The organism is Nocardioides luteus, assembly GCF_014648595.1.
Lineage (GTDB): Bacteria > Actinomycetota > Actinomycetes > Propionibacteriales > Nocardioidaceae > Nocardioides > Nocardioides luteus.
In genome coordinates, this window is sequence record NZ_BMRK01000014.1 from 53251 (window position 1) to 77760 (window position 24510).

Below are 24510 nucleotides of genomic sequence, written 5' to 3' on the forward strand. Positions count from 1 at the left end.
CGGCCGGGGTCAGCGAGCGAGCGTCACCGAGACGGTCTGGCTGCCGCAGCCGTTGGTCGAGGTCAGGTTCGTGAGCGCCGACTTCTCGGTGCTGTCCACGGAGAGGCCCCAGCGGATCTTCACCGAGACGTACTCCTTCAGGTAGCGGCACTTCTGCTTCTCGGGCATCCACTCGGCCGGGTCGGCGTCGGACTTCGACTGGTTCACGTTGTCGGTGACGCCGACGAGCGATCCGTAGAAGCCGAGGTCGTTGGCGTAGTCGCGCCGCTCGGTCGAGCTCCAGGTGCGCGCCCCGGAGTCCCAGGCCTCGGCGAGCGGGACCATGTGGTCGATGTCGATGTCGCTGGTCGCGGTCCAGGAGACGCCGTCGTAGTAGGAGTACCAGCGACCCCCGGACAGCGAGCACCCGGAGCCGACGGTCGGGGCATCGTCGGCCTCCTCGAGCAGTACCTCGTTGCGGGTGTTGCAGCCGTCGCCGTCGGCGTCGATCCAGTGCTGGAAGAGGTCTCGGCTGTAGCCGGTGCGGTTCTCGGCCGCGACGGTGAGGTCACCGATGGCGGTGGAGAGCGGCTGGGAGTAGGACTCGGCGTGCGCTGCCGCCGGGGTCGTGAGGGGCACGAGGGCGCCGCAGGCAAGGATGAACAGGCCACGCATCTTCATGGGGGTCTCCCGAGGGGGTGGGGATGGGGGAGACCACACGATGCCGCGTTTTACGCACCTCGTGTAACGGGGTTACCAGAAGTTGCAAGAAGTTCACCCACGTCACGCTCGACCAGGTCGGCCACGTCACCGTTCCCGTGAGCCGCCACGACCGCCCGCAGCCGGGCGCGGGTGATGTCGGAGACGTGGGCCATCTCGGCCTTGGCCGCGTTGGACCCGGGCCGGGTCGGCTCGGCGATCTGCACCGACCAGCACGTACGCCGCGCCCCGTCCTCCACGTTGGCGAGCGCGACCGCGTGGCCGGTGGTGCCGGAGCCGGCGAAGAAGTCGAGGACCCGGGCGTCGGTCGGCATCGTGGCCAGGATCCGCCGGATCAGACCTGTCGGCTTGGGAGACTCGAACAGCGGCCCCACCAGCGACTTCAGCTCGGCGACGGCGGAGTCGGTGGAGCCGATCTCCTCGGCCAGCCAGATGGTGGTGAGCTTCTTGCGGCGGGCGTTGCCGGTGGCGTCGCGGGAGAGCCAGTCGCGCTGGTAGACGTCGACGCGCTCCCCCAGCTTCCCGCGTACGCGACGGCACATCAGGTCGTCGGGACGCGCCGCGATCAGCGGCGCGCTCCACCGCCAGACCGCCGGGCGGCCGTCGCCGAAGACCGGCCAGATCTCCTGGCCGCCGTCGAACGGCTCGACGCTGACCCGGCCCGAGTCGGGGTCGCCCCACACCGGGAAGTGGAGCGTCTTGGCCGTGGCCGGGTTGAACTTCTTGTTGGTGTTGCGCAGCGGTAGCCGCCGGTAGTGGCGGCCGTCGTCGGTGACCAGCGGGAAGTCCTGCTCGTTGACGGCCTCGGGGATGCTCGACTCGAGCGCACAGGTGCGGGCGTCCTTGGCGTACACCAGCAGGTATTCGTGGGAGGTCGCGAAGCCGTTGCCGAGCTGGCGGCCCTTGGGGTTGAGGTTGACCACGATCTGCGCGAGCTGGTTGCGCTCCTCGAAGACCTCGTCCATCAGCACCTTGAGATGGGCCGCCTCGTTGTCGTCGATCGAGACGTAGATCGCGGCGCGCTCCGACATGACGGCGCGCGCCGCCTCCAGCCGCGGCCGCATCATCGCGACCCACGCCTCGTGGCGCCCGGCCCGGCGACCGTCCTCGCCGCGACGGTCGTCGTGGTAGGCGAAGAGGCTGCCGGTGTTGTAGGGCGGGTCGATGTAGATCAGGTCGAAGGTCTCACCTGCGGCCGCGAGCGCCTGGAGCACGTCGAGGTTGTCGCCCTCGACGAACGTGTTCCACGCTTCCTCCACGCCGCGAACGTTAGCCGACCGGCACCTCGACGCTCAGCAACGCGACCGAGCGCTCGGCCACGAGGCACTGGATCTTGGTGCTCTTCGGCGGCGCGACCTTCAGCACGACCTCGCCGCCGCTGCTGGTGGCGGTGATGGTCGACTCGTCCGGTTGGTCGCAGCCGTCGTAGACGGTCTGCGCGTAGAGCCGCTCACCAGCAGGTACGTGGCGCAGCAGCGTGGTCGCCTCGGTGGTGAACGGCGCGCGGAGCGAGTCGCCGAGGCCGGCTGCATACTTCTCGATCGCGGCCTGGTCCGTCAGCTCGGTCGCGGTCTTCTCCAGGGCACCCTTGGCTGCGCCGCCGGCGGAGACCAGGCCGCGCACCGGCTTCTCCGAGCTCGGCGGCCGGGACGGCTCCGGCTGAGGCTTGGGTTTGGGCTTGGGCGTTCCGGACGGCGACGGCGAAGCCGACTCCGATGCGGAGGCCGAAGGAGACGTGCTCGAGCCCGGGTCGCTGGCATCTTCCGACGAGGTGCCGCAGGCCGTGACCAGGAGCGCCGTCGCAGCGACTGCGAGTGGGAGAAGACGCTTGGGGTACATACCTCACATACTCCCCACGGCACCCAGCCGTTGCACCTCCGGCCCCCGTGTCGACCCGTGTCGTTACGCAGATGGAAGGATCACGCCGTGGCCCGCTTCACCCAGGCCGAGCTCCAGACCTACTACGGAGTCTCGGTCCCCGACCTCCTCCCCGCAGACGACCAGCCGCTGCGCCTCCTCTTCGTCGGCATCAACCCCGGCCTGTGGACGGCGGCGACGCAGACCCACTTCGCGCACCCGGTCAACCGCTTCTACCCCGCGCTCTACCGCGCCGGGATCATCACCCGGCCCGTCGATGCCGCCTCCGGGATGACCGATGCCGACCGCGACTACTTCCGCTCGCTCGGCATCGGCATCTCCAACATCGTCCACCGCGCGACCGCGAAGGCCTCCGAGCTCACCAACGACGAGCTCAAGGAAGGCGGCGCACAGCTGTTCTCCCTGGTCGCGCGCCGGAAACCGGCTGTGGTCGCGATCGCCGGGATCACCGCCTACCGCACCGCCTTCAACCGCCCGAAGGCCAAGCAGGGCCTCCAGCCCGAGCCGCTCGCCGGCGCCGAGCTCTGGGTCGTACCCAACCCGTCCGGGCTCAACGCCCACGAGACCGTGCCGTCGCTCTCCGCTGCGTACGCCGAGCCCGCCCGCGCCGCGGGCATCCTCTGACCCACCCTGCCGAAGCGTCACCCCCGCAGGCCGAAGCGTCAGTCAGGTCGGCCGAAGCGTCACCCCCGCCGGCCGAGACGTCAGCCGCGACGGCCGAGACGTCAGCCCCGTCGAACGAGAGGTCAGCCGAACGAGACGTCAGTTCCGCCGGACGAGACGTCAGTAGCGTCGGACGAGTGGGCACGGCTGTGACCATTCGTCTGACCGAACTGACGTCTCGACCGACCGAACTGACGTCTCGACCGACCTAGCCGACGTCTCGACCGACCTAGCCGACGTCTCGACCGACCAACCCGACGCCTCGGCAGGACCGAAGGTCAGAAGCCGGCGGGTGGCTGGGGAAGCTCGGGTACGCCGAGCTTCGCGAGCAGCGCCACCGCGTCGTCGGCCGAGACGCGGGCGGACTGGGAGTGGAGCATGTCGTCGACGGCGAGGTCGACCTCGGCGGTGAGGCAGACGAGCACGTCCTCGCCCTCGGCGTCGGCCGGTCCTTGGAACGACACGACCGGCAGGTAGGCCAGGTCGAGCGAGGCGGTCTTCTGCAGCACCTTGACCGAGGCGAGCACCTCGCCGCGCGGGTCGGCGACCTCCAGCGGGCGCCCGTCGAGCTCCGCGTCGCCGCCCGCCGGCACCGAGACCACGGCGGCGGTCGAGGGGATGTCGTACTGCTCGATCACCGCGACCCCGCCGGGGTGGACCACGACGGCCTCGATCTCGCGGCCGGCGACCGGCACGTTGAGCACGACCAGCGCCGACTCGAGCTGTCCCAGCGCCTGACGGAGCTTCTCCTCACCGAAGGTCTCCGGTGCGCCGAGGTCGAGCATCCAACCGCCTGCGGCGGTGGCAGTCCAGGAGGCGGTCTCCTCCTCCTTGAGCGCCTTCAGCTTCTCGGCCTCCTGCCGCAGCCGGTCGCGCTCGAGCGCCGCGTCGTGGGCCCGCCGCCGCTCGTCGTCGAGCTCGGCGCGCAGCATCGCGACCTCGCTCTCGGCCAGCTGCTGCAGCTCGCGGCGCCGCTCGGCCTCCCGGGCACGCTCCTCGGCCGCGAGCTTCTCCGCCTTCAGCCGGGCGACCTCGAAGCGGCGTACGCCCTCCTCGAGCAGGCCGAGGGTGCGGTCGGAGACGGCGACGTCGGCACCGGACTCCAGCCGGTCGCGCAGCGCACCCCAGTTGACCTCGGGGTGGTCGGTGACCAGGGCGTCCAGCACCTTCAGGAGTACGTCACCCTCGACCCCCGCACGCGCCGCCAGCGACGCCTGGTTGAACCGAGCGGGCATCGGGGCCGGCACCGGTGCCGATGCAGGCACAACTGGCACAGCAGGCGCAGCAGGCGCGAGACTCCACTGCCCCGGAGGTCCCTCGACGAAGCCTCCCGAGGTCAGCACGGAGAGCAGCTCGTCCTCGGTCAGCAGCACCCGCTTGCCCTTCAGCGCGGCGCGCAGGACCGGCAGGCTCAAGGGAGCCCGCAGGCGCAGGATCTCGGCGACGGCCGGCATGGAGGAATGTGGCATAAGGGCTGGTTAGGGGATCGTTCTCGCAGGCGCGGCGATCGTACACCGCGGCACCGACAATCCTGCTCCGCCTGGCAGTTGCGTGCGGACATGCCGAGGCCCCGGACACCGGGCGGTGTCCGGGGCCTCGTCACCGAGCTAGTTCAACGGCTTCAGGTCGAAGTCGTAGACGGTCGTCTGACCAGCCACGATCTGCGCCTTCTTCGTCGCCGGGACGAACCCGTCGGCCGCGACGATCACCTGGAGCGGCGCGTTGGACTTCTGCATCCAGTAGGAGTACCTACCGTCGGCGTCCGTCCGCAGCGTCACGTCGTAGGACACACCGTCGAGGGCCACCACAGCACCCTCGAGCGGCGCCCCCGAGCCCGTCACCGTGCCCGTGATCTTGCCCCAGCCGGAGGGCGCCTTCACGGTCATGGTCGCCGGGACCGGCGCCACGGTGTAGGGGGTGTCGTTCCCGATGACCACGTCAGCCGTGTAGGTGCCCGGCTGGTCGACCGTCGCGTTGAAGGTCGCGACCGCGACGACCGACTTGCCCGGCGCCAGGGTGAACGACGGCGGCTGGACGTCCAGCCACGCGATCCCACCGCCGGCGCCGCCGGTCTCACCGGTCACATCGAGGATGATGTTGGAGTCGGGGAACCCGAGGTCCGCGGCGTCGGTCGGCTCCGGCGTACCGCACGCGTCGGAGGCCAGGTAGGTCGGCGAGGTCTCCGCGGCGGAGTTGCCACCGAAGTAGACCGCGCCACCCGCGACCGCCACCACCAGGATGTCGTCCGCAGCGATCTGCGTCGACGCCTCGATCGGCACGGTGTAGGTCGACCCGAAGTCGCTGGTCACCGTCGTCGTACCCGAGCCGATCGGGGTCAGGTTCGCGAAGGTGAACGCAGCGCCTTCCGGCAGCGTGTAGAGCGTCGCCGTCACCGGCGTGTTCCCGTTGGCCGTCTCCTGGACCGCGAAGCTCACGCTGGTGGGCGTGAATCTCCCGGTGACCCCGAAGTCACCCGGCGTGTAGGTGCGCAGGATCGTCGTGGTCCCCGAGGGGCACGCGACCGAGCTGGCCTGCTCGACCTCGTGGGAGGTCGAGTGGGACAGGGTGGTCTCCCCGGCAGGTGTCGGGGCGAGGGCGGTCACCGAGGGCTGGCCGGTCTTGCCGAGCTTGCTGCCCGGCTTCGACGAGGTCAGGTCCTTCGACTTCGACGTGCCCTTGCTCGGCTTGGTCTTCACCGGGGTGGCCTTCTTGGTGGCACCCTTGGTGACACCGGCCGACTCGGACTTCTGACCCAGGATGACGACCTCCTCGCCGGCAGCGCCCAGGTTCACCTCGGCGGGCGCGGACCCGGTGTTGGTGATCCTGAGGTTGCGGGAGGCGGAGCCGCCCATGGCGAGGTTGGCGTTCAGCTCCGTCTGCTTGACCTCGAGGCGACCGGCCTTGAGCTGAGCGTTGGAGGTGAGCGTGGCGTCCTCGGCGACGGTGAGGTTGCGGCTGATCGTCTCGTAGTCCGGCGCCTCGAAGCTCACGCCGTACTTACCGGTCACCGTGTCGACGCTGTAGGAGCCGTCGGTGCCGGTGGTCACCGTCTTGGCGTTGCCGCCTGCCGCCGGGGTCAGGGTGACCTCGGCGCCCTCGATGCCGTCCTTGGTGTTGTAGTCCTTGACGACACCCTCGATCGTGCCCATCGGGGCCAGGTCGAAGGTGACCGACTTGTCGTCGCTCAGCGACGCGGTGTTGAGGGAGTACTGCGTGGCGATGGTGCCCGCAGCGTTCTCGATGCCGATCGTGGCCGAGTTGCCGCGGCCGCGGTCGGTCTCGGGCATGTCGCCGTACCCGAGCTCGACCCGGCCGTCCTCGAAGAGGGTGACCGAGAAGTCGAGCAGCTGGTCGGCGTTGCTCAGCGGGAACACGTCGCGCCACTCGAGGACGAACGCGTCCACGCCGTCGACGGTCGTCGCCGCGGTGAAGACGTCGCCGTCACCACGAGCGTCGAGGTCGTCCCAGAACGGGTAGATCGCGGCGTTCGGCACACCGGTCGACGGGATCGCCCCGTTGCTGTAGGCGGTGCTGGAGGCCAGGAAGTTCAGGTGGCCGTTGGAGGCGACGTACGCCTTGCTGTAGCTCTCGCCGTAGAACGGGAAGCTGAACGGCAGGTCCACCGAAGCGGCGGCGTCGTCACCCTCGAGTCCCACCGCGGTCTCCCCGGCACGTACGCCGTTCGAGCCCTCTGCGCAGAAGTAGCCGTAGTCGTCGTAGGAGAAGACGACCTTCACGTTGTGGGTCTTGTTGCCCGAGACCACGAGCTCGGCGCTCGTCGGCTCGGCACAGCCGGACCCGTCGGTGGAGATCGTGTACGTACCCTCCGGGACGCCCGCGAACGAGTACTTGCCGTCCGCCCCCGAGGTCGCGGACAGGTTGCCCGGCGAGAGCCGGACGGTGGTGCCTGCGACGGGAGCGTTGGTGCTGGCGTTGGTGACGGCACCGCTGACCGTGTACTTCGTGGCCTCGGCGAGGTCGAAGTCGACGGTCGTGGTGGCGTCCTCGGTGACCGACGCGGTGCCGGTCTCGGTGACGAAGCCGAACGCCGAGGCGGTCAGCTCGTAGTCACCGACGTAGACGTCGGCCGAGAAGTGACCCTCGGCGTCGGTGGTGAGGGTGCGGTCGAGCGCCGTGCCGTCGAGCTCGACGGTCGCGCCCGCGATCGGCTCGCCACCGCTGGACACGGTGCCGGCGACGGTGCCGCCCTCGGCCGGAGCCAGAGCGATCAGCCGGGCCAGGTCGAGGTAGCCCTCGCCGTAGACGTTGTTGTTCTCGGCGGTACCGCCGCAGGTGGTGTCGTCGACGTCGGTCGCCGCCTCGTTGAGCAGGCGGCGGGTCTCGTCGACGTTACCGATCAGGGCGGGGTTGTAGCTCCACAGCGCGGCGACGGCACCAGCCAGGTGGGGTGCTGCCATCGAGGTGCCGTTGTAGTTGGCGTACCCACCACCGGGGACCGACGAGCGTACGTTGACGCCCGGCGCCGCGATGTTGGGCTTGACCAGCCCGTCCTGACCCGGGCCACGACCCGAGAAGGAGGCGACGTTGCCGGAGGAGTCGACCGCGCCCACCGAGTAGGTGAGCGTGTTCGCGCCCGGCGAGGAGGTCCCCTGGCACATCGAGCCCGGGTTGCCCGAGGCCCACGAGGCGAACTGGCCGGCTGCGTTCCAGGCGGCGTTCACATCGTCGAAGAAGGAGTCGATGTAGCCGACCCCGTTCCAGCCCCAGGAGTTGTTGATGACGTGCGGGCGCTTGGACACGTCGGGGTTCTCGCCCTCGGAGTCCGTCGGCTCCAGCAGCCACCAACCCGAGTCGAGGAGACCGGCGTCGGTGCCGCAGCAGCCGTTGGTCTCGATCCACTCGGCGTCGGGGGCGACACCGATCTGGTTGCCGGCGCCGTCGTCACCGACCATGGTGCCCATGGTGTGGGTGCCGTGGCCGTCGAGGTCGCACGGACCGCTGGTGCAGTCGTTGTAGGCGTCGAACCAGTTGTAGTCGTGGGTGAAGGTGCCGTCCCCGTTGTTGCCGCGGTAGTGGTCGACCAGGGCGGGGTGGGTGTAGTCGGTGCCGGAGTCCACGCTGGAGACCACGATGCCGGCGCCGGTCGCACCCTGCTCCCACGCCTCGGGAGCGTTGATGAAGTCGATGCCCCACTCGGTGCCCTGCGGCGCCTTGGTGGCCTTCTCCTTCTTGACCGGCTCCACCATCGAGAGCTTGGCCCGCTCGTGGACGAGCTTGACCTCGGGGTCGGCGGCCAGCTCGAGAGCCAGCTTCTCGGAGCCGTCCTTGATCAGGATGGCGTTGGAGATCGCGTACGTCTTGTACTTGACCTTGGCGGCATCGAGCTCGGCTACGGCGCCGGCCTGCGATGCTTCAGCGGTCTTCTCCAGAGCGTCCACCACGTACTGGCCACGCTTGGTCCAGTCCTTGATGGATGAGGCGGGCCCGAGATTGGCCTTGTCGGAGAAACGGAGCCAGAAGTCGGTCGAACCCGACTTCTCGAACTTCGACTCGAGAGTGGACGAGAGCTTGGCCGCAGGGGCCTTGTCGTCGGCTGTAGGGGTGCCGGCGAATGCAGGAGTGGCAAACATTGCAGCCGCGACGGCGAGTATGCCCGTGGCTGCTACGGCCGAACGGCCGAGGCGTGGATATCTCAACGTGGTCTCCTTGCGGAAACCGTCGGCAAAACCCGTGACCAGATCGTGCGCGTTTCCCGGGTGATGCGGACGGATCGATTATTGCCACGAGAATCGTTGGCCGAAATTGTTACGGCCGCAGGCGTTCTGAGCGCAGAGAGACGGCAGATATCTGCCATTGTCGTAAAGACGACATCAGTCATGATCCGGTTGGCGTGGCAAATATGACACGAGTGGATCATTGACACCGACCCCGGTATCGGCATCGGCAAAAGTGCTGGTGAGGCCGCGGGTCGCTGGTCCGGCTCTGCTTTCGGCCGGCTGTACGTTGGTCGAAAGGAGGGGAATGTCTGCGATCAAACGCGTGACGAACACGTCCGAGGCCGAGGCCCTGGCGGCGCTGCTCAACGGCGACTCCCGCACGAAGCCGACCGTTGTGGTGACGGTCGCGTCAGGACACAGCGAGCCCTACGCCGACGTGGAGAGGATCGCTGCCGAGATCGGTGACCTCGCCGACCTCTACCTGGTGACCACCGGCGGCCACACCTGGGCCTTCTCCAACAAGATGACGCCCGGCACCCAGGTCTACGGCGGCGCCGGACGGGTCTACCCGATCGGCGTGGCCTGGAACATCGACCTCAAGCTCGCCCCGCTGCGGTTCGCCTGGAACCGGTCGGAGGGCAAGAAGCTCACCGCGCAGCTGATCGACGACGCCCTCGACATGGCCGCGGCCGCCGGTCTCTTCGACAGCGAGCGCACCGCCTCCACCCGCGAGCGCCGCGGCGGCAGAGTCGTCTCGATCATGAGCGAGCGCGCGCTGGTCGACCTCGGCTCCGGCGACCTGGCCTCGGTGCCGCCCCAGCTCGCCCAGGCAGGGGTGCCGATCGAGCGCGTCCTCGCCCCCGGCATGCACGTCGAGGGCGTCCTGGAGAAGAAGTCCCGCTGGCTCGACATCCGGGAGAGCCGCCCGACCGCCGAGGAGGCGCTCAAGACCTACGCCGTCGGCGACATCGTCCCGGCCGCCGTGCGCTCGGTCCTCCCCGGCTCCGCCGACCTGCGCCTCCACCCCGACCTCACCGTCGAGGTCTTCCGCTCCGAGGTCACCGGCGACCCAGACGACGACCTCCAGGCCCTGCTCACCCCCGGCGAGGTCGTCCTCGCCCGCGTCGTCGCCACCAGCCCCAAGTGGCGGCTCTCGCTGCGTGAGGTCCGCGAGAACGACAGCGCCCGGGAGGCGCTGTCGTTGTACGCAGGTGGGCCGCCGTGGCTCGATCCTGATGCGCCGCCGCCCGCCCCCGAGGCCGAGCCTGCAGCGTCGGTGGTCGAGCCTGTCGAGACCCCGCGCCCTCCGGAGGTCGAGCTCCCACCACCGGACACCCCAGCCCCGTCCCGCCCCTCGATCACCCCCGCGATGATGCCCCGCCGCAAGGGCGAGCCGGTCCGCGCGGTTCGCCCGACACCGCCGCCCTCCCCTGCGCCCACCCCTGCTACGGCAGCCCCCGCCCCGCCGAAGAAGGCCGCAGTGCAGTCGATGTCGTTGCAGGTCACCGCGATCAAGGCCGAGAATGCCCGCCTCGAGGCCGAGCTGGCCGACCTCCGTGACCAGGTCTCCGGCCTGCGCAACGAGCGCGTTCAGTTCGCCAAGGACCTCGCCCGAGCTGCCCGTCAGCTCGAGACCCGCGACGCCGAGCTGGCCAAGATGCGCTCACAGCTGCGCCGCGCCAAGCAGCGCAACGCCCCGCCCGAGGCCGCCCCGCCGGTCTTCGCCGACCGCGAGCGCGGCTTCCGTCATCTGGTCGAGGCCGCCTGGGCCCGCCGGATCCCGGTCGGCGAGCAGCCCACTCGCCCGCTGCCCGACTACTCCATCGGCGAGCGGTTCCTCGACAGCGTCGAAGCCCTCGAGGGCATCACCATCGACAAGATCGCCGATGTGGTGATGGAGGTGCTCACCGGCCTCGCGGAGCAGTCGACGGGCCGCGAGCTGCACCAGCTGCGTACCTCTGCCGGCGGCAACGCCGCGCCACAGTCCCGCCCCGACGGCGCGGTCTGCTACCGCGCCTCGATGCAGATCCACACCCCCGGCGCCCGCCGCCTGCACTTCTGGAAGTGCCCCGACGGCACCATCGAGCTCTCCCGCGTCGTCGTCCACGACGACATGGAGCCTTGAGCCACCGGAGGTCGAGCCTGTCGAGACCCCCTCGACGAAAGAGCCCCTACCCCCAGCACCACAGCCCACCGGAGGTCGAGCTTGTCGAGGCCCCGCCAGGGAAACAGCCCGACGTCCTAACCCCAGCACCACATCAGCAGCCCGACCAGCGGCTCCGGGATCGCCTCGATCTCGACCGCCTCGCCGAGGATCGTGCCGTAGCGGATCTTCCGGCCCGACGCCGTACCGAAGAAGCGGTGCAGCTGGTCGGCGACCTCCTCGCCGCGGTGCTCGGGCTGGTTCTGGAGCGTACGGAACTTGCCGCCCTCACCATGGGCCTCGAGGATCTCGACGATCCGTGCGGCTCCGATCGCGCGGATCATCTCGTCCTCGAGGTCGCGGCGGCAGGCGAAGAAGCCCTGGCCGGAGAGGTCCTCGCCGGGCTGCCGGTTGAGCGCGTTGGTGACGAAGTGCTCCTCCGCCTCGTCGTAGAGCCCGCCGACCCGGTGGCCGGCAGCCGTCTTCTCCCGGATGTACCGGCCCGCGTTGCCGGCCCCGTTCATCGAGACGACCTCGATCCCGAGCTCCTCCAGGTCGACGCCGTAGCGCGGTGCGAGCGCCTCCACCAGAGCCTTGTCCGACTCCCCCTCGACGAGCAGCGTGATCGGTCGCGTCATGGCGCTCACCCTAGAAGAAATGTCTCCTTCGCCCGCATTTTCCATATCCGGAACGCGCCTCCATAGGGTTGCATATATGGAACAGCAGGTCGGCCGCTTGGTGGCCGAGTGCATCGAGAGCTCGGGGCTCACCGCACGCCAGGTGGCCGTACGCGCCGGCGTCTCCGCGTCGACCGTCCACCGGATCCTCAACGGACAGGTCAGTCCGTCCGTCGCGACGCTGCACAACATCACCGCCGCCTGCGGCCTCGACCTGGCGATGAGCACCCCGGTGCTCTCCTCTGCTGAAGCCGCCGCCGCGGCGAGGGCCATCCTCGACGAAAACTACCCCGCCGAGGTCGCCCCCGACATCGAGCTGTGGGCCACCCGGCTCGAGGCGTGGGCCGAGAACGACCCGGTCCAGATCATCGAGGAGGCCGCCAGGGCTTCCGGTGTGCTCCACCGGGCGGACGCCGTTCTGCTCGCCGGCGAGACCACCGCCGGCCGCCTCGCCTCCGCCGGGGAGGCCTCGGGCAAGCAGTGGGCGCTCTCCGGAGCAGCCGGCCTCGACCTCCCCGCCTTCGACGAGGCGGTCGCTCGGATCTCGGTGCTCTGGTGCGAGGACCCGAACGCAGTGCTCCCCCACGTCGTCGGCGGCTCGTTGCGCCAGACCTCGTCCGCGCATCGTGCCTCCGTCGTCGTCGCAGCAGCCGACCCCGACCTGTTCCGCGGCACCTTCGAACGCGACCGGATCCGCTACGCCGCCCCGATCCAGATCGCCCTCGACGCCATCTCCGTCGGCGGCGACGCCGCCGCCCGAGCCCGCGAGGAGATCCGGACATGGTGACAAAACGCCCCCGTTGGGCCCCCGATCCCGAGACGTACGCAGCCCGCAAGCCGCCGAGGAGCGACGCCTATCGCGAGGTCGCCGACCGGGAGGACCACCTGCGCGAGACCGGCATCTGGTGGACCGAGGTCGACACGTCCCCCATCGTCGCGAACGACACCGACGGCGCCTGGCGACGCTTCCGCGCGAACCTGCCCGAGCAGGTCTGGAACGCCGCCCGGCTCGAAGGCATGGCGTTCACGCTCGCAGAGGTGCAGACCCTCCTCGAAGGCCACACCGTCGGCGGCCACCCGACCACGGACGAGCTGCGCATGCTGGCGCTCGCCCAGGCGTACGCAACGCTTCGCGACCTGGTCGGCTACGGCACCTTCGGAGTCGACAAATCGACGTCCGACCACCTCAACCGGATCATCGCCCGCCACGAGACGCCCGACGCCGGCCGGTTCCGCGGCGAGGGCACCCTGCGCCGCAACGGCAGCGACCACCTCCGCTCCCGCTTCGCGGTGTTGCGCGAGCATCTAGCCGAGACCGACGACGCCCGGCTCCTGGCGCTGATCTACTTCTGCGCCGCCGCCCGCACCCGCTTCTACGGAGCCGGCAACATCCGCACCGCCCTATTGATGACCAACGGCATCCTGATCTCGAACGGCTGCGACGCCATCACCATCCCCGGCCCCCGCCGCCTCGAGCTCGACCACGCCCTCGACACCCTCACCACCACCGACGACGCCACCGAGCTGATGAGGTTCCTCGTCGACTGCGCCCGCTGAGGTGACGTCGCCCCGGTCAGACGAAGAAGCTGTCGTGGCGGCGGAAGAAGTCGGCACGCTCCTCCTCGCTGAGGCCGGCCAGCTCGGTCACGCCCTCGAAGTAGTCCTCGCGGGGTGCGCCGGGCGCGAAGAGCATGAGCATGGAGGCAGGCTCGCCGGACTCGTTGCGGAAGGCGTGCAGGCCGCCGACCGGGACGTACAGGTAGTCGCCGGAGGTGGCGTCGATCCAGCGGTCGCCGTCGAAGAGGCGCATGGTGCCGGAGAGGATGAAGAACGACTCCGACATTGCCTTGTGGAAGTGCGTGCTGGGGCCCGACTCCTCCGGCCCCATGTCCACCCGGTAGAGGCCGTACTCGCCGCCGGTGGAGTCGGTCGTGGAGAGGTAGTGGAACGCGGTGCCCGTGGCGCGGCCGCTCCCGTCGGTGTCGGCTGGCCGGGCGACGAAGTCCGGCGGTGCGGTCATCGGCCGGAACGTCGCGGAGACTTCGCCGTGATCGCCGACGTAGCGGGGAGCGGGGTAGGACATCGGTTTCCTCTCGGTGGAGCGTGCGGAACGGACACCAGCCTCCGGTGGGCCGCGGTTGCCAGCCAGACCCGAGCGCTGCGTACTCAGCTTGTGAGCAGGTTGGCCCCTCGACTCATCCGTTGACACCCGCTAAGGGGGTACGTAGTTCCGCGCGTGGATCGACGAAGAGAGCTGAGCGGATTCCTGCGATCACGTCGCGCCGGATTGCACCCCGAAGACGTCGGTCTGCCGCTGTACGGCGACCGGCGCCGCGTGCCCGGCCTGCGCCGCGAGGAGCTGGCGCAGCTCGCCGGCGTCAGCATCAGCCACTACACCCGGCTGGGGCAGGGGCAGTACGCCAACATCTCCATCGAGGTCATCGACGCCGTCGGACGTGTCCTGCGGCTGCGCGCCGAAGAACGCGAGTACCTGCACAACCTCGTCCGCCCACCGAGCACCGCCAGCAGGACGCGGAGCGGAGCCGAGCTGCGGACTCTGCGGCATCTGGTCGACAGCATGACCGCCGCCCCCGCGTACATCACCGGCCGCTACGGCAACGCACTCGCCTGGAACCGGATGACCGCGCTCGTGCTCTGCGACTTCGACGCCGTAGCCCCGGGCCGCCGCACCTAGACCCACGCCCTCTTCGACGACACGCTCCTGCGTACGAGGCTGCGCGATGCCCGCGAGTGGGACCGAGCAGCGCGCTTCCAGGTCGACTATCTGAGGCTGTGCTGGAGCCGCTTCCCCGACGCCCCGGAGATCCCGCGGACCATCACCGATCTTCTGCGCAACGACGACTTCCGCCGGTTCTGGGACGAGCACCTCATCCACAACTGGCCGCAGAAGCACGTGCGCCTCCAGCACGAGCTCGCCGGCCCGCTGGAGCTGAACCTGGAGGTCCTGCGCCCGGACGGCGACGCCGACGTGGCCTTCGCCGGCTACACCGCGATCCCCGGCTCACCGACCGACGTCGCCCTACGTGACCTCGCGGCCACCGCTCTGACGAACCGCTGACCGTCACAGCACGACCCCAACATCGAGCACCAGGTCCGCCCGCCCCCGCGTCCCCCTCACCAGCCGAGCGTTGGGCAGATCGCTGCCCGCGATCTTCGCCTCAGCCTCCTCCCGCGACCGTCCGCCCGCGAGAAACCGCTCGAGCAGCCTCGGCACCAGAACGTCCTCCGGGACATCGAGGAACCATGCCTCGTCCAGCAGCCCGCGTACGTCCTTCCACGGCTCGCCCTCCAGGAGCAGGTAGTTCCCCTCGGTGATCACGATCGGCTCGTCGGTGATCACTACGCCACCCGGCACGGGCTCGTCGGTGACCCGACTGAAAGTCGGCCACTCCACCCGCTGCTCCCCCTCGCGGACGTGTCGCAGCATGGCCGCATAGGCCTCGGCGTCGAACGTGTCCGGGTCGCCCTTGCGGCCCCTGGCGCCCATCGCTTCCAGTTCCGCATTGCTGCGATGAAACCCATCCATCGGCGCGACCGCCGCACGGTGACCGTCCGCGGTGAGCCGGTCGCACGCGCGCTCTGCCAACGTCGACTTCCCGGCACCCGGCGGCCCGACGATACCCAGGACAAATCTCCCCGATCCGCTCGCATGAACGCGTTTCAGCAGGTCATCAAGAGCCTGGTCGAGAAGGTTCGCGGTCATGATCCTCAGGTTACGGCGTCGGACGGCGCCGCCATCCTCCTCACAATTGGGGATGACATCTGCCAAGTTCCAACGCGCCAGCGACCCGGTTAGGGAAGCTGGACAGGTGTCAGACCTCGGATCGCGTGACGGCCTCTATGAGCTGCTCGTCACGAACGACCTTCAAGACCACCTCGACCGAGTAGCAGATCGGAAAGTCGAGACCGCGCATGTAGATCCGGCCGACCAGCCACACGTGCTGGCGCGCCACATCTACGCGGCAGCCGTACGCAGCCTCGAGGCTGTCAAAGACCCCGAGCTTCGGGTGAAGGCCGCCAACCAGCTCATCGCCCAGCTTGAGACCGGCGAGGCTGACCACGTCATGGCTCCGCCGACCGAGCTTCGCCGGATCAGCCCACCGCAAGGCCCAAGCACCCTGACCTACCGCGACACCCGCCCGAAGACCCCGCTCACCGAGGCGGCGTTGCTGACCAACTCCAAGGAAGAGCCCAGCCTCGCCGCCGAGCTCCGCGCCGAGATCGACACCTCCGACGAGGTCGATCTGCTCTGCGCCTTCGTACGTTGGTACGGGCTTCGCCTCGTCGAACCCGAGCTCAAACGTCTTCGCGAGCGCGGTGCCCGGCTTCGCGTCATCACGACCACCTACACCGGCTCCACCGAGCGCGAGGCGCTCGATCGCCTGGTCCGCGACTTCGGCGCTCAGGTGAAGGTGCAGTACGACGCCCAGCGCACCCGGCTGCACGCCAAGGCCTGGATGTTTCGCCGCAACACCGAGTTCGACACCGCGTACGTCGGCTCGTCGAACCTCACTCGGACCGCCATGGTCGAGGGCGTGGAGTGGAACGTGCGCTTGTCCCGCAAGGGCACGCCTTCGCTCTTCGACAAGTTCACCGCAACCTTCGACACCTACTGGAACCACGGTGACTTCGAGCTCTACGACCCCGATCGGGACCGAGACCGTCTAGATGACGCGTTGGCTGAAGCATCTGGGCGGAGTCGCGGAGACCGCGTCACGATCTCGCTCTCCGGTCTCGAGGTCAGGCCGTATCCCTACCAGCAGAAGATGCTCGACGACCTCGATGCGGAACGTACGCTGCATGACCGGCATCGCAATCTCGTCGTGGCCGCCACCGGCACCGGGAAGACGGTCGTGGCCGCACTCGACTACCGGCGCCTTGCCGAGAACAGCCCGGACGGGACCCGCCCGAAACTCCTATTCGTGGCTCACCGCAAAGAGATCCTGCAGCAGTCCCTGCGGACCTACCGCGAGGTTCTCTCCGACGCGACTTTCGGCGAGCTGTACGTCGATGGCACTCGCCCCGAGCGCTGGGAACACGTCTTCGCAAGCGTGCAGTCCCTCAAGTCGTACGGCGTGGCGCAGATCCCGGCGGACACCTACGAAGTGGTCGTCATCGACGAGTTTCACCATGCTGAGGCGAAGTCCTATCGCGAGCTCATCGAACATCTGGAGCCTGCCGAGCTGGTCGGTCTGACCGCGACTCCGGAGCGAGCCGACGGTGTCAATGTCGCTTCGTTCTTCGACCACCGCATCGCTACTCAGCTTCGGCTCTGGGATGCGCTAGGAGCGGATCTCCTCTGCCCGTTCCACTACTTCGCCATCTCGGACAACACCGACCTTCGCACGGTGAAGTGGAGCCGTGGGAAGTACGAGGAGACCGCGCTTTCCTCGGTCTACACCGGCAACGACGCTCGGGCGCGGATCATCCTCAAGGAGCTCCGCAACAAGATGCCTGACGTCTCGTCGATGCGCGCGCTCGGATTCTGCGTCGACGTCGACCATGCCACCTACATGGCGAAGGTCTTCAACGACGCCGGGATCCCCGCCGGAGTCGTCACCGGCAGCACCCCGTCCGCCGTACGCCGCGAGGCCATCGCCGCACTGCGCGAACGCCGTCTCAACGTGCTCTTCTCGGTTGACGTCTTCAACGAGGGTCTCGACATTCCGGACGTCGACACGGTTCTCTTCCTTCGTCCCACCGACTCAGCGACGGTCTTCCTGCAACAGCTCGGTCGTGGCCTCCGCCGCACTCGTGACAAGGCCGTTCTCACGGTGCTCGACTTTGTTGGTCACCAGAACAAGCAGTTCTCGTGGGATCGAAAGCTGCGTGCGATGACCGGCCTGACCCGCGCCGCTCTGCGCCGCGAGGTCGAGCGGGGCTTCCCGTTCCTGCCAGCAGGTTGTCAGATCGTCATGGACCGCGAGGCCCAGGCGCTCATCGTCGACAACCTGAAGTCGCAGATTTCGAACCGTTGGCCTTCCATGGTTCAGGAGCTCCGCTCCTACGGTGACCTCTCCCTGCCCGAGTACATCCAGGAGTCTGGGACGGAGCTGCCCGACATCCTGCGCAAAGGGCAGCGGTCGTGGACCGAGCTTCGCCGAACGGCAGGTCTGCTGGTCCCAGACGGCGCTGCTGCCGAGACCAAGCTGCTGCGCCGCGTACGCGCCTTCGCGCATGTCGACGACCCGCGGCGGGCAGCCGCTTTCTCCAGATTGCTCGCAGACGACGCACCGTCGTACTCGTCTCTGTCGCCCAGCGAACGGCGCCTGGCCGAGATGCTCTTCTTCTCGCTATGGCCCGACGGCGGAGGCTTCCAGACTCTCGAAGCCGGCTTCGCGGTGCTCCGCGCCGAGCGCGCAACCCGATCCGAGCTTCGCGAGGTGATCGACCTCGCCTTCGATTCGGCACGTCACCGCGTAGCCGGCCTCGACGGCGCCATGTCCGAGGTCCCGCTCATGGTTCATGCCAGGTATCAGCGCGAGGAGATCCTGGCAGCGCTCGGCTACGCCAGCCTGGATCGAAAGCCGAATTCCATGCGCGAAGGCGTCAAGTACATCCCCGAACTCAATGTGGATGCCTTTTTCGTCAACCTCAAGAAGTCAGAAGCCGACTTCTCCCCCACGACGATGTACCGCGACTACCCCATCAGTCCGACCTTGTTCCACTGGGAGACGCAGTCCACCACCTCCGTCACCAGCAAGACCGGGCAGCGCTATCTCTCCTCTGCCAGCACCGTCCTGCTCTTCGCCCGCGAGCAAGCAGACGCGCTCTTTGGCACCTCTCCCTATCTGTTCCTCGGTCCGGCCAAGTACGTCTCCCATACCGGTGACCGCCCTATCGCTATCACCTGGCGACTCGAACATCCGATGCCTACCGACTTCTTCACCGCGGCGTCCGTCGCGGCGAACTAATCAGCCGACCCGGTTGGTAAACGGTGGCGACCGCCGTCGCCGCGGGTGAAACTGATGTTTGGTTTCGGGAGCATCGGGGATGTCGGTTTGGGCGGTCGGGCGCTGCGTCGAGTACGCCAGCAGAACGGACGGTCACGTCTGCTCGTGGCGCTTCTCGCCCTGACCTTCACCCTCGGAGCGTTCGTCGCCGGCTCGCCGGCTGGCGCGGTCGATCTCGCGTGCAACAACGACGATGCGCCCATCCCAGCCTCCCCACACGGGTCAGGGTCCTGGATCGTCCAGCTCGGCGAGAGCCCGAAGAACGGCGACCCGTTCGACGACGATGTGACCCTCGAGTCGACCTACGGCACAACGCCGCAGCTGTGGACCTATGACAACGGCTGCACCGGCCAGTTCGTCTCCGGAGCCGGAACGGCGATCGGCAACATCCTGCTCCAGATCTCCGGCACGATCCCGAACTGGACCCACGCGCTGTTGGACGCCGTCATCGACCCAGAGTCTCCGGTGCAGGCTCTCGACAATCCTGTCGTCGATGCCACCCACGCAGTCACCGACGGCGTCTGGCGCCCGTGGATCACCATCGCCGTACTCCTCGTCGCAGCGACCGCGATCTGGCGCGCCCGCACCGGCCACATCGCCGGATCTGCGACCGCCGTCGCATGGGCCGGGGTCGTACTGGTCGGGACGACCTTGCTGATCTCCTACCCGGCCGAGTCGGTCCGTCTGGTCGACGACGGCATACGCAACGCGGTCACGCCGACAAACTCGATGCCTCGGTGATGCTCTCCAACAAACCCTGGGACACTGCCGCCGGCGTACTCATCGCTCGCGAAGCCGGCGCGCGGGTAACCGACCTCGATGGCCGCGACCACGACCTGACGTCGACCGCCACGATCGCGTTTGCGCCAGGGGTCGGCGACCAGCTTCTCGACGCGCTGAGCGAAGACGGCCTTCCCTGACTGCACGAGATTTCTTTGTTTGATTCGGTTTAGGTGTCGGTGGTCGCGGGTAGAACACTTCACGTGAAGGCTGCTCGAGCGGCATCGAGGGATTTGGCAGGTAGGCGGGGGTTTGGCCGTCTGCTGGCCTTGGCAACCCTCCTGCTCGTGCTGCCCACCGCACTCCCGGCAGCAGCGATCGACATACCGTTCGACCCGTTGCCGATCCCAGGAGAGGATGCGTGCAACAACCTCGACGCACCGATTCCAGCTTCACCTCATGGGTTCGGATCGTTCGTCGTCGAGCTCGACATCGACCGGGCGGGGCGGTCGGCAGATCCGTTCGCCGCCGAGCATCCGGCGTCGATCGAATCGGTCTACGGGACGTCACCGCAATGGTTCACCTACGACAATGGCTGCACCGGGCAGTTCGTAGCCGATGCCGGGACAGCGCTCGGCAACATCCTGCTCGAGCTCTCCGGCCTGCTGCCGAACTGGTCCCACGCGCTGCTCCACTCGGTGCTCTCCCCCAGCTCATGGCTCATCGCGCTCGAAGAACCCGTCGTGAACGCCACGACCGCGACCGCGCAGGGAGTGTGGTCGCCGTGGCTGCCGATCGTCCTGCTTCTCGTCGTCGTGATCATCATTTTGCGGTCGCGAGCCGGTCGATTCGCAGGCGCAGCCACCGCAGCGGCGTGGGCTCTTCTCGTCCTCGGCCTCTCGTCCTGGTTGATCAACTATCCGTTGGAGGCAGTCCACCTCGTCGATGACGGAGTGCGTGGCGCGACCGAGCTGATCGCCACGTCGTTCAACGACGACACGGCTCTCCCGGAAGACACCGAAGATCTCGGCGACGAGTCGGCGGTCGTCGCGGTCGACGTTCAGTTCGATCAGATCGTCCGAACAACGCAGTACCGCACGTGGGCCACGGGAGTCTTCGGCAATCCCGACTCGGCGACCGCCGGAGAGTACGGACCGAAGGTCTTCGCCGCGACACACTTCTCCTGGGAGGAATACGAGGCCTATCGCGACGATCCGGAGGGCGCCGGAGCGAAGATCGTCGAGAAGAAGTCCGACGACTTCAAGAGGTACGCCGAGCAGATCAAGGAGACCGATGCGCTCGCGTACGACCACTTCAAAGGCGGCCACTGGTCACAGCGAGTAACGACATCGCTCGTGAACTTCGCCATGATCCTGGTGGCCTGCGGTTTCTTGCTTCTCGCCGCTCTCGCGACCCTTCTTGCGTTCGCCCTCGTTCGGCTTGTCGTCCCCTTCTCCCCAGCGCTGGGCGTGCTGTTCATGATCGATCGCACCCGCGACGCGGCAGTCGCGATGCTCAAGCGCATTGCCGGGCCGCTGGTGATGGGCCCGGTCTGTTTCTTCGTAGGACTTCTGCTGTTGCGATTCTTCGCCGCCATCCTTGCGACCGACGCCATCTGGTTCGTCCTCAAGCTCGGTCTCATCGGCGTGCTGACGTACGTCGCCTGGAAGCTGGTCCGGCCGCAGGCCTACACGGTCGCGCCTGTGTTGAATCGTGCTTTCGCGCCGCTCAAACATCTTCTGAGCCAGAGGACCACTGGACCATCGGCGGTTGCTGGTGCATTGGTGCCTGAGACCAACGGGCCTGCGGACACGACGGGCACGCAGGCTCGAGCGGCGGCGGTGGTCTTCTTGCCGCCGATCGCGTCCGCCTACGCCAACCCGGATGCCGCTGACTTCATCCCGTACGCGCCCCCACCCCGAGAAGTCGGGCCAGGCGAACAACCTCCGGTGTCGCCGCCCACGGCCGCTGCGACGGATCCGCGGCCAGGTTCGACGGTTGAAGCACGATCATCACCGCCACCGGGGGTACGCCGACCTGGCGATCCTGCGCGGTTTGGCACATCGACGCGCAAGGACTACCGGGCGACCTTTGACGAGCACTATCCCGAGTACCACGAGACCGAGAAGGTCATTCATCACGCCGTCGAGCAATCTGTCCTGCGCAAATACCCGGGCGTGGTGTCCGAGGAAGAGATGCACTCAATCGACAACCTCCGAGGCATCCCCAAAGAGGTCAACAGTGACGTCCATCTCCGGCAGATCCGGAAGCACTGGAACCGCTTTTACAAGGACTTCGCACGTCGTGGCGCGACTCCGACCCAACAAGACCTACTAGACTTCGCGACCAAGATCGATCAGGAACTTGGTGACCAGTTCATCCCGCCGGAGGTGCCCGATGACACTGTTTCAGATTGAGCCAGATGTGGTTGGCGAGTGGGGCGACCAGATGGACTACGACGCTCACCGAACTCCGCAGCTGGTTGGCCCGTTCCACTACGTGATCGACTCGTGGGCGGGCGAGGACTTGGTGACAACCCACCCGTACTTCTTCGTCACCAGCAAGCTCGCTGATGAGATCAGGACCGCTGGTCTCTCGGGCGTCGAGTTCGCGCCTGCACGAGTCTCTATCTCCGAGCAGGGATCCTTGAGCCCGGAGTGGGGCGAGCCCGATCTGCTCCAGCTGGTATTTGTCGGCGATGCCAACAGCGACATCTATCTCCACGATCGAGTCGACCTCCGCGTGAGCGCTCGCGCGATGGAGGTGTTCAACCGCTTCAACCTCGGTGACGCCGACGTGGATGTAGTCGACGAGACCTGAGGACAGGTCCTTCTTCAGCGTCAGAAACCCTGTTCACGCCTCCCGGCTCCAGCGGTCCGGGGGGCGTAGCGGGCCTTGAAGCGGCGTACGAGACAACGGAGGGTCGCGTCTCGTGCCTCTCAACAAGGATGCTTCCGTTGCCGCCTACCTGCGTCCAGGCATGACCCCCTTGACGACATCGACGCCGCATGGAACGCCGAATCCCAGAGTGACGGACTCGAAGCAGGACAGACAGGGCGAGTTGATCGAGGAGTTCGAGAATGACAGACCACCCCGGCTCTGAACGGTCAGGGCTCGAGCGCCGGGGAGAGCTCATGTCCCAGATCGGCCCGATGATTCCGGAGCGAGTTGAGGGCGAGTGGACTTCCGTTGTTCTCCGGCGACGCGCGGTTTCGATGTATGCAGAACAGGAACTCATCGTGCATCGTCCGAACGGCGCAACTGACAAGGCCCTCGCCCCCAGAACTGTCTCCAGACTGCTCAAGGAACTCCGGAAAGTGATGTACACGCCGGGTGGCGCCACCTGGTTGTCACTGGAGTGGACGATCGAGAACAACGTCGGTGATTGGTCCGGGCGCACCACCTTCAACTACGACGACGAACCCACCTGGCATGAGCCGCTCGATCCCGGCATGTATGGGATCGACCTCGAGGCCTTTCCGCGCGATCCACAGAACATCCCGTTGTGGATGCAGCAGCGGTTGGACGAAGCGCGTCGTCAGGCGAAGTAGCCCGTGATCTCCAAAGCCGTGACGCCGACGGCATCTCCGGTCCTTCTTTCTCATCACCGCTTACGCTCGCTGGGTCGAGCATGCCCAGTGGCTGACAACCCGCAAACGAGCCGTGGCCCGAGGAACCTGAGCGCCGCACAGACCTCGTCGCCCGCAAGGTTGTCCGGGACGACCTCGGCGACGCCGAGCCCGAGAGCGGTTACAGCCTCATGCTCACGGCGGCCGGTGAGAGACTCCGTTCGACGTGCAGCTCGATGCTGGTGCGCTGGCGTCCGGACGCCAGCGCACCGAGCAACTCGCTCACCGTGGAGATCAAAGGAGGTCATCCCGCGGACCTTCACGGGAGAGGTGGCAGACGCAGCGATCCGTGCCGTGATCGAATCGTGGACCCACTCGTCGCCGCGTTGGGGGACGAGGAGACCTTGGCGATGGCCACGCCGATGCTCGCTCGACGTTCATCTACGACGACGAGCCCGGATGGGACATGCCGGTCTGCCCGTTCGGCTGCGCCATCGACGTTCGCGACTTTGCACGAGACGACAGCAGCGTTCCAGCCTCGCTGCGGAATCAGCTCGTCGAGGCAGCCCGCGCTGCGTCAGCCTGACGAAGGCGTTGCGGCACGCGGTGAGCGGAACGACACCAGAATCCGTCACAGATCCTGACGAGCGCGTGACCGTTGTCGGCGCATGGAGTCAGCGCTCGCTTGAGCTCCTCTGCGATCTGGCGTCAGACGCCGGCCGGCGTCCGGGCGGGTGGCGGCATCGAGGCAACTAGACACCGCGAGGACGCGCCCGACTGGGCGCGTTCCTTGCCAGGCTTCGAGCCTGTCAACGCGAATGAGCTTCCCAACGGATTCCGCTCTGGTTATCGGTTCAGCGTGCCACTCATAGACATGCCGACGACCCTCTCCTACGTTCTGGAACGCCTTCGAGTTGCTGGCGGCATCATCGTTGAGCGGCACGTGCCGACGCTGACTTCGCTCGACGACGCCGGTGTGATCGTCAATTGCTCCGGTGTGAGAGCCGCCGTACTAGCCGACGACAGTGACCTACGCTCGATTCGCGGACAGCATGTGATCGTGGCGAACCCCGGGCTGACCGACGCTATCTCGGAGGACACCGGCGCGTCGAGCGACCTTCTCCGCATCTACCCCCAAGGTGAAGTTGTAGTTCTCGGAGGAACCGCAATCGACGGATCCTCCGACACGACTCCAGGCCCCGGGGCCGCCGAGCGATCCTCGAACGCTGCATCGCTGTCGAACCACGCCTTGCAGCAGTTCCCAGCCTCATGCTCACTGCGACCGGCGAGCGTCTTCGTGTCGGCGTGCAGCTCACCTCCTCCGTCAACGGACTCAACACGATCCGCCAAGCAAGACTCGACAGCGGGCGCCGATCTGCTGTATCTCCACGTTCCCCTGGTTGACTCAAGCGCCGAACAAGTGACGGCGGAGAATTTTCTTCAACTTGCGCGTTTAGAACCGCTGAAACCGGGTAGAAGGTAAACGTAAAGGGCCGTCTGGGGGCGCCC

The 24510-nt window shown here is 67.7% G+C and carries 19 protein-coding genes and 1 pseudogene; 12 read left to right on the top strand and 8 right to left on the bottom strand.

Translation table 11 applies throughout. The features are described from left to right. Positions 1-9 precede the first annotated feature (9 nt). The 3 genes from IEY81_RS16985 to IEY81_RS16995 are packed head-to-tail and all read right to left on the bottom strand — an operon-like array spanning position 10 to position 2322. Positions 10-660, bottom strand: a complete 651-nt coding sequence (locus tag IEY81_RS16985) for an HNH endonuclease family protein (protein ID WP_189119675.1) — start codon at positions 658-660, stop codon at positions 10-12. Between the two features lie 50 nt (positions 661-710). Beyond that, a complete protein-coding gene (locus IEY81_RS16990) occupies positions 711-1958 on the bottom strand; it encodes a site-specific DNA-methyltransferase (protein ID WP_189119676.1) in 1248 nt (415 codons plus the stop codon). Between the two features lie 10 nt (positions 1959-1968). Beyond that, positions 1969-2322 carry a hypothetical protein gene (locus tag IEY81_RS16995; RefSeq protein WP_189119677.1) on the bottom strand — a complete coding sequence of 118 codons (354 nt, stop codon included), beginning with the start codon at positions 2320-2322 and terminating at the stop codon, positions 1969-1971. Between the two features lie 303 nt (positions 2323-2625). Between IEY81_RS16995 and IEY81_RS17000 the strand changes: the two genes are divergently transcribed. Further along, positions 2626-3201 carry a mismatch-specific DNA-glycosylase gene (locus IEY81_RS17000; RefSeq protein ID WP_189119678.1) on the top strand — a complete coding sequence of 192 codons (576 nt, stop codon included), beginning with the start codon at positions 2626-2628 and terminating at the stop codon, positions 3199-3201. Between the two features lie 317 nt (positions 3202-3518). On the opposite strand, the gene IEY81_RS17005 is transcribed toward IEY81_RS17000, so the two are convergent. Together IEY81_RS17005 and IEY81_RS17010 are read right to left on the bottom strand one after the other, a co-directional pair. Continuing rightward, positions 3519-4709, bottom strand: coding sequence for a hypothetical protein (locus IEY81_RS17005; RefSeq protein WP_189119679.1), 1191 nt, complete (start codon positions 4707-4709; stop codon positions 3519-3521). A 138-nt stretch (positions 4710-4847) separates the two neighbouring features. Continuing rightward, on the bottom strand, positions 4848-8831 hold the full coding sequence (locus IEY81_RS17010) for a carboxypeptidase regulatory-like domain-containing protein (protein ID WP_189119680.1): 3984 nt from the start codon (positions 8829-8831) through the stop codon (positions 4848-4850). Between the two features lie 409 nt (positions 8832-9240). On the opposite strand from IEY81_RS17010, the gene IEY81_RS17015 reads away from it, so the two are divergent. Next, the gene (locus IEY81_RS17015) at positions 9241-11043 is read left to right on the top strand and encodes a hypothetical protein (RefSeq protein ID WP_189119681.1); all 1803 of its coding nucleotides are present in this window, start codon (positions 9241-9243) and stop codon (positions 11041-11043) included. A 116-nt stretch (positions 11044-11159) separates the two neighbouring features. On the opposite strand, the gene IEY81_RS17020 is transcribed toward IEY81_RS17015, so the two are convergent. Then, positions 11160-11699, bottom strand: a complete 540-nt coding sequence (locus IEY81_RS17020; protein ID WP_189119682.1) for a TOPRIM nucleotidyl transferase/hydrolase domain-containing protein — start codon at positions 11697-11699, stop codon at positions 11160-11162. Positions 11700-11775: 76 nt separating this feature from the next. Here IEY81_RS17020 and IEY81_RS17025 point away from each other — a divergent pair, with 76 nt between their 5' ends. Both IEY81_RS17025 and IEY81_RS17030 read left to right on the top strand, forming a co-directional pair. Further along, on the top strand, positions 11776-12525 hold the full coding sequence (locus IEY81_RS17025) for a helix-turn-helix domain-containing protein (RefSeq protein ID WP_189119683.1): 750 nt from the start codon (positions 11776-11778) through the stop codon (positions 12523-12525). Beyond that, positions 12519-13295, top strand: coding sequence for a hypothetical protein (locus IEY81_RS17030; protein WP_189119684.1), 777 nt, complete (start codon positions 12519-12521; stop codon positions 13293-13295). The genes IEY81_RS17025 and IEY81_RS17030 overlap by 7 nt, the downstream gene beginning before the upstream one ends. Positions 13296-13311: 16 nt before the next feature. Here IEY81_RS17030 and IEY81_RS17035 read toward each other — a convergent pair whose 3' ends face one another. Next, complete coding sequence (locus IEY81_RS17035; protein ID WP_189119685.1) at positions 13312-13821, bottom strand: cupin domain-containing protein; 510 nt, start codon at positions 13819-13821, stop codon at positions 13312-13314. A gap of 153 nt (positions 13822-13974) precedes the next feature. Between IEY81_RS17035 and IEY81_RS24260 the strand changes: the two are divergent. Next, positions 13975-14817, top strand: a pseudogene (locus IEY81_RS24260) (helix-turn-helix domain-containing protein). Positions 14818-14820: 3 nt separating this feature from the next. Here IEY81_RS24260 and IEY81_RS17050 read toward each other — a convergent pair. After that, positions 14821-15462: a nucleoside/nucleotide kinase family protein gene (locus tag IEY81_RS17050; protein WP_189119687.1), complete on the bottom strand. Its 642-nt coding sequence runs from the start codon at positions 15460-15462 to the stop codon at positions 14821-14823. 106 nt (positions 15463-15568) lie between these two features. Here IEY81_RS17050 and IEY81_RS17055 point away from each other — a divergent pair, with 106 nt between their 5' ends. The 7 genes from IEY81_RS17055 to IEY81_RS17080 all read left to right on the top strand — a co-directional run bounded on the left by IEY81_RS17055 (position 15569) and on the right by IEY81_RS17080 (position 24484). Then, entirely contained in the window at positions 15569-18673 is a 3105-nt protein-coding gene (locus IEY81_RS17055; protein ID WP_268244506.1) for a DEAD/DEAH box helicase, read from the top strand. Positions 18674-18817: 144 nt separating this feature from the next. Next, on the top strand, positions 18818-19453 hold the full coding sequence (locus IEY81_RS24265; RefSeq protein ID WP_229787941.1) for a hypothetical protein: 636 nt from the start codon (positions 18818-18820) through the stop codon (positions 19451-19453). Next, positions 19453-19632 (top strand): inositol monophosphatase family protein, encoded by a 180-nt coding sequence (locus tag IEY81_RS24270; RefSeq protein WP_229787947.1) that lies wholly within the window; start codon positions 19453-19455, stop codon positions 19630-19632. Before IEY81_RS24265 ends, IEY81_RS24270 begins: the two co-directional genes overlap by 1 nt. 147 nt (positions 19633-19779) lie before the next feature. Continuing rightward, a complete protein-coding gene (locus IEY81_RS17065) occupies positions 19780-21849 on the top strand; it encodes a hypothetical protein (RefSeq protein WP_189119690.1) in 2070 nt (689 codons plus the stop codon). Continuing rightward, on the top strand, positions 21830-22252 hold the full coding sequence (locus tag IEY81_RS17070; RefSeq protein WP_189119691.1) for a hypothetical protein: 423 nt from the start codon (positions 21830-21832) through the stop codon (positions 22250-22252). Before IEY81_RS17065 ends, IEY81_RS17070 begins: the two co-directional genes overlap by 20 nt. Positions 22253-22566: 314 nt before the next feature. Then, a complete protein-coding gene (locus IEY81_RS17075; protein ID WP_229787942.1) occupies positions 22567-22983 on the top strand; it encodes an agglutinin cell wall attachment protein in 417 nt (138 codons plus the stop codon). Positions 22984-23686: 703 nt separating this feature from the next. Further along, on the top strand, positions 23687-24484 hold the full coding sequence (locus IEY81_RS17080) for an FAD-binding oxidoreductase (protein WP_189119693.1): 798 nt from the start codon (positions 23687-23689) through the stop codon (positions 24482-24484). Positions 24485-24510 lie beyond the last annotated feature (26 nt).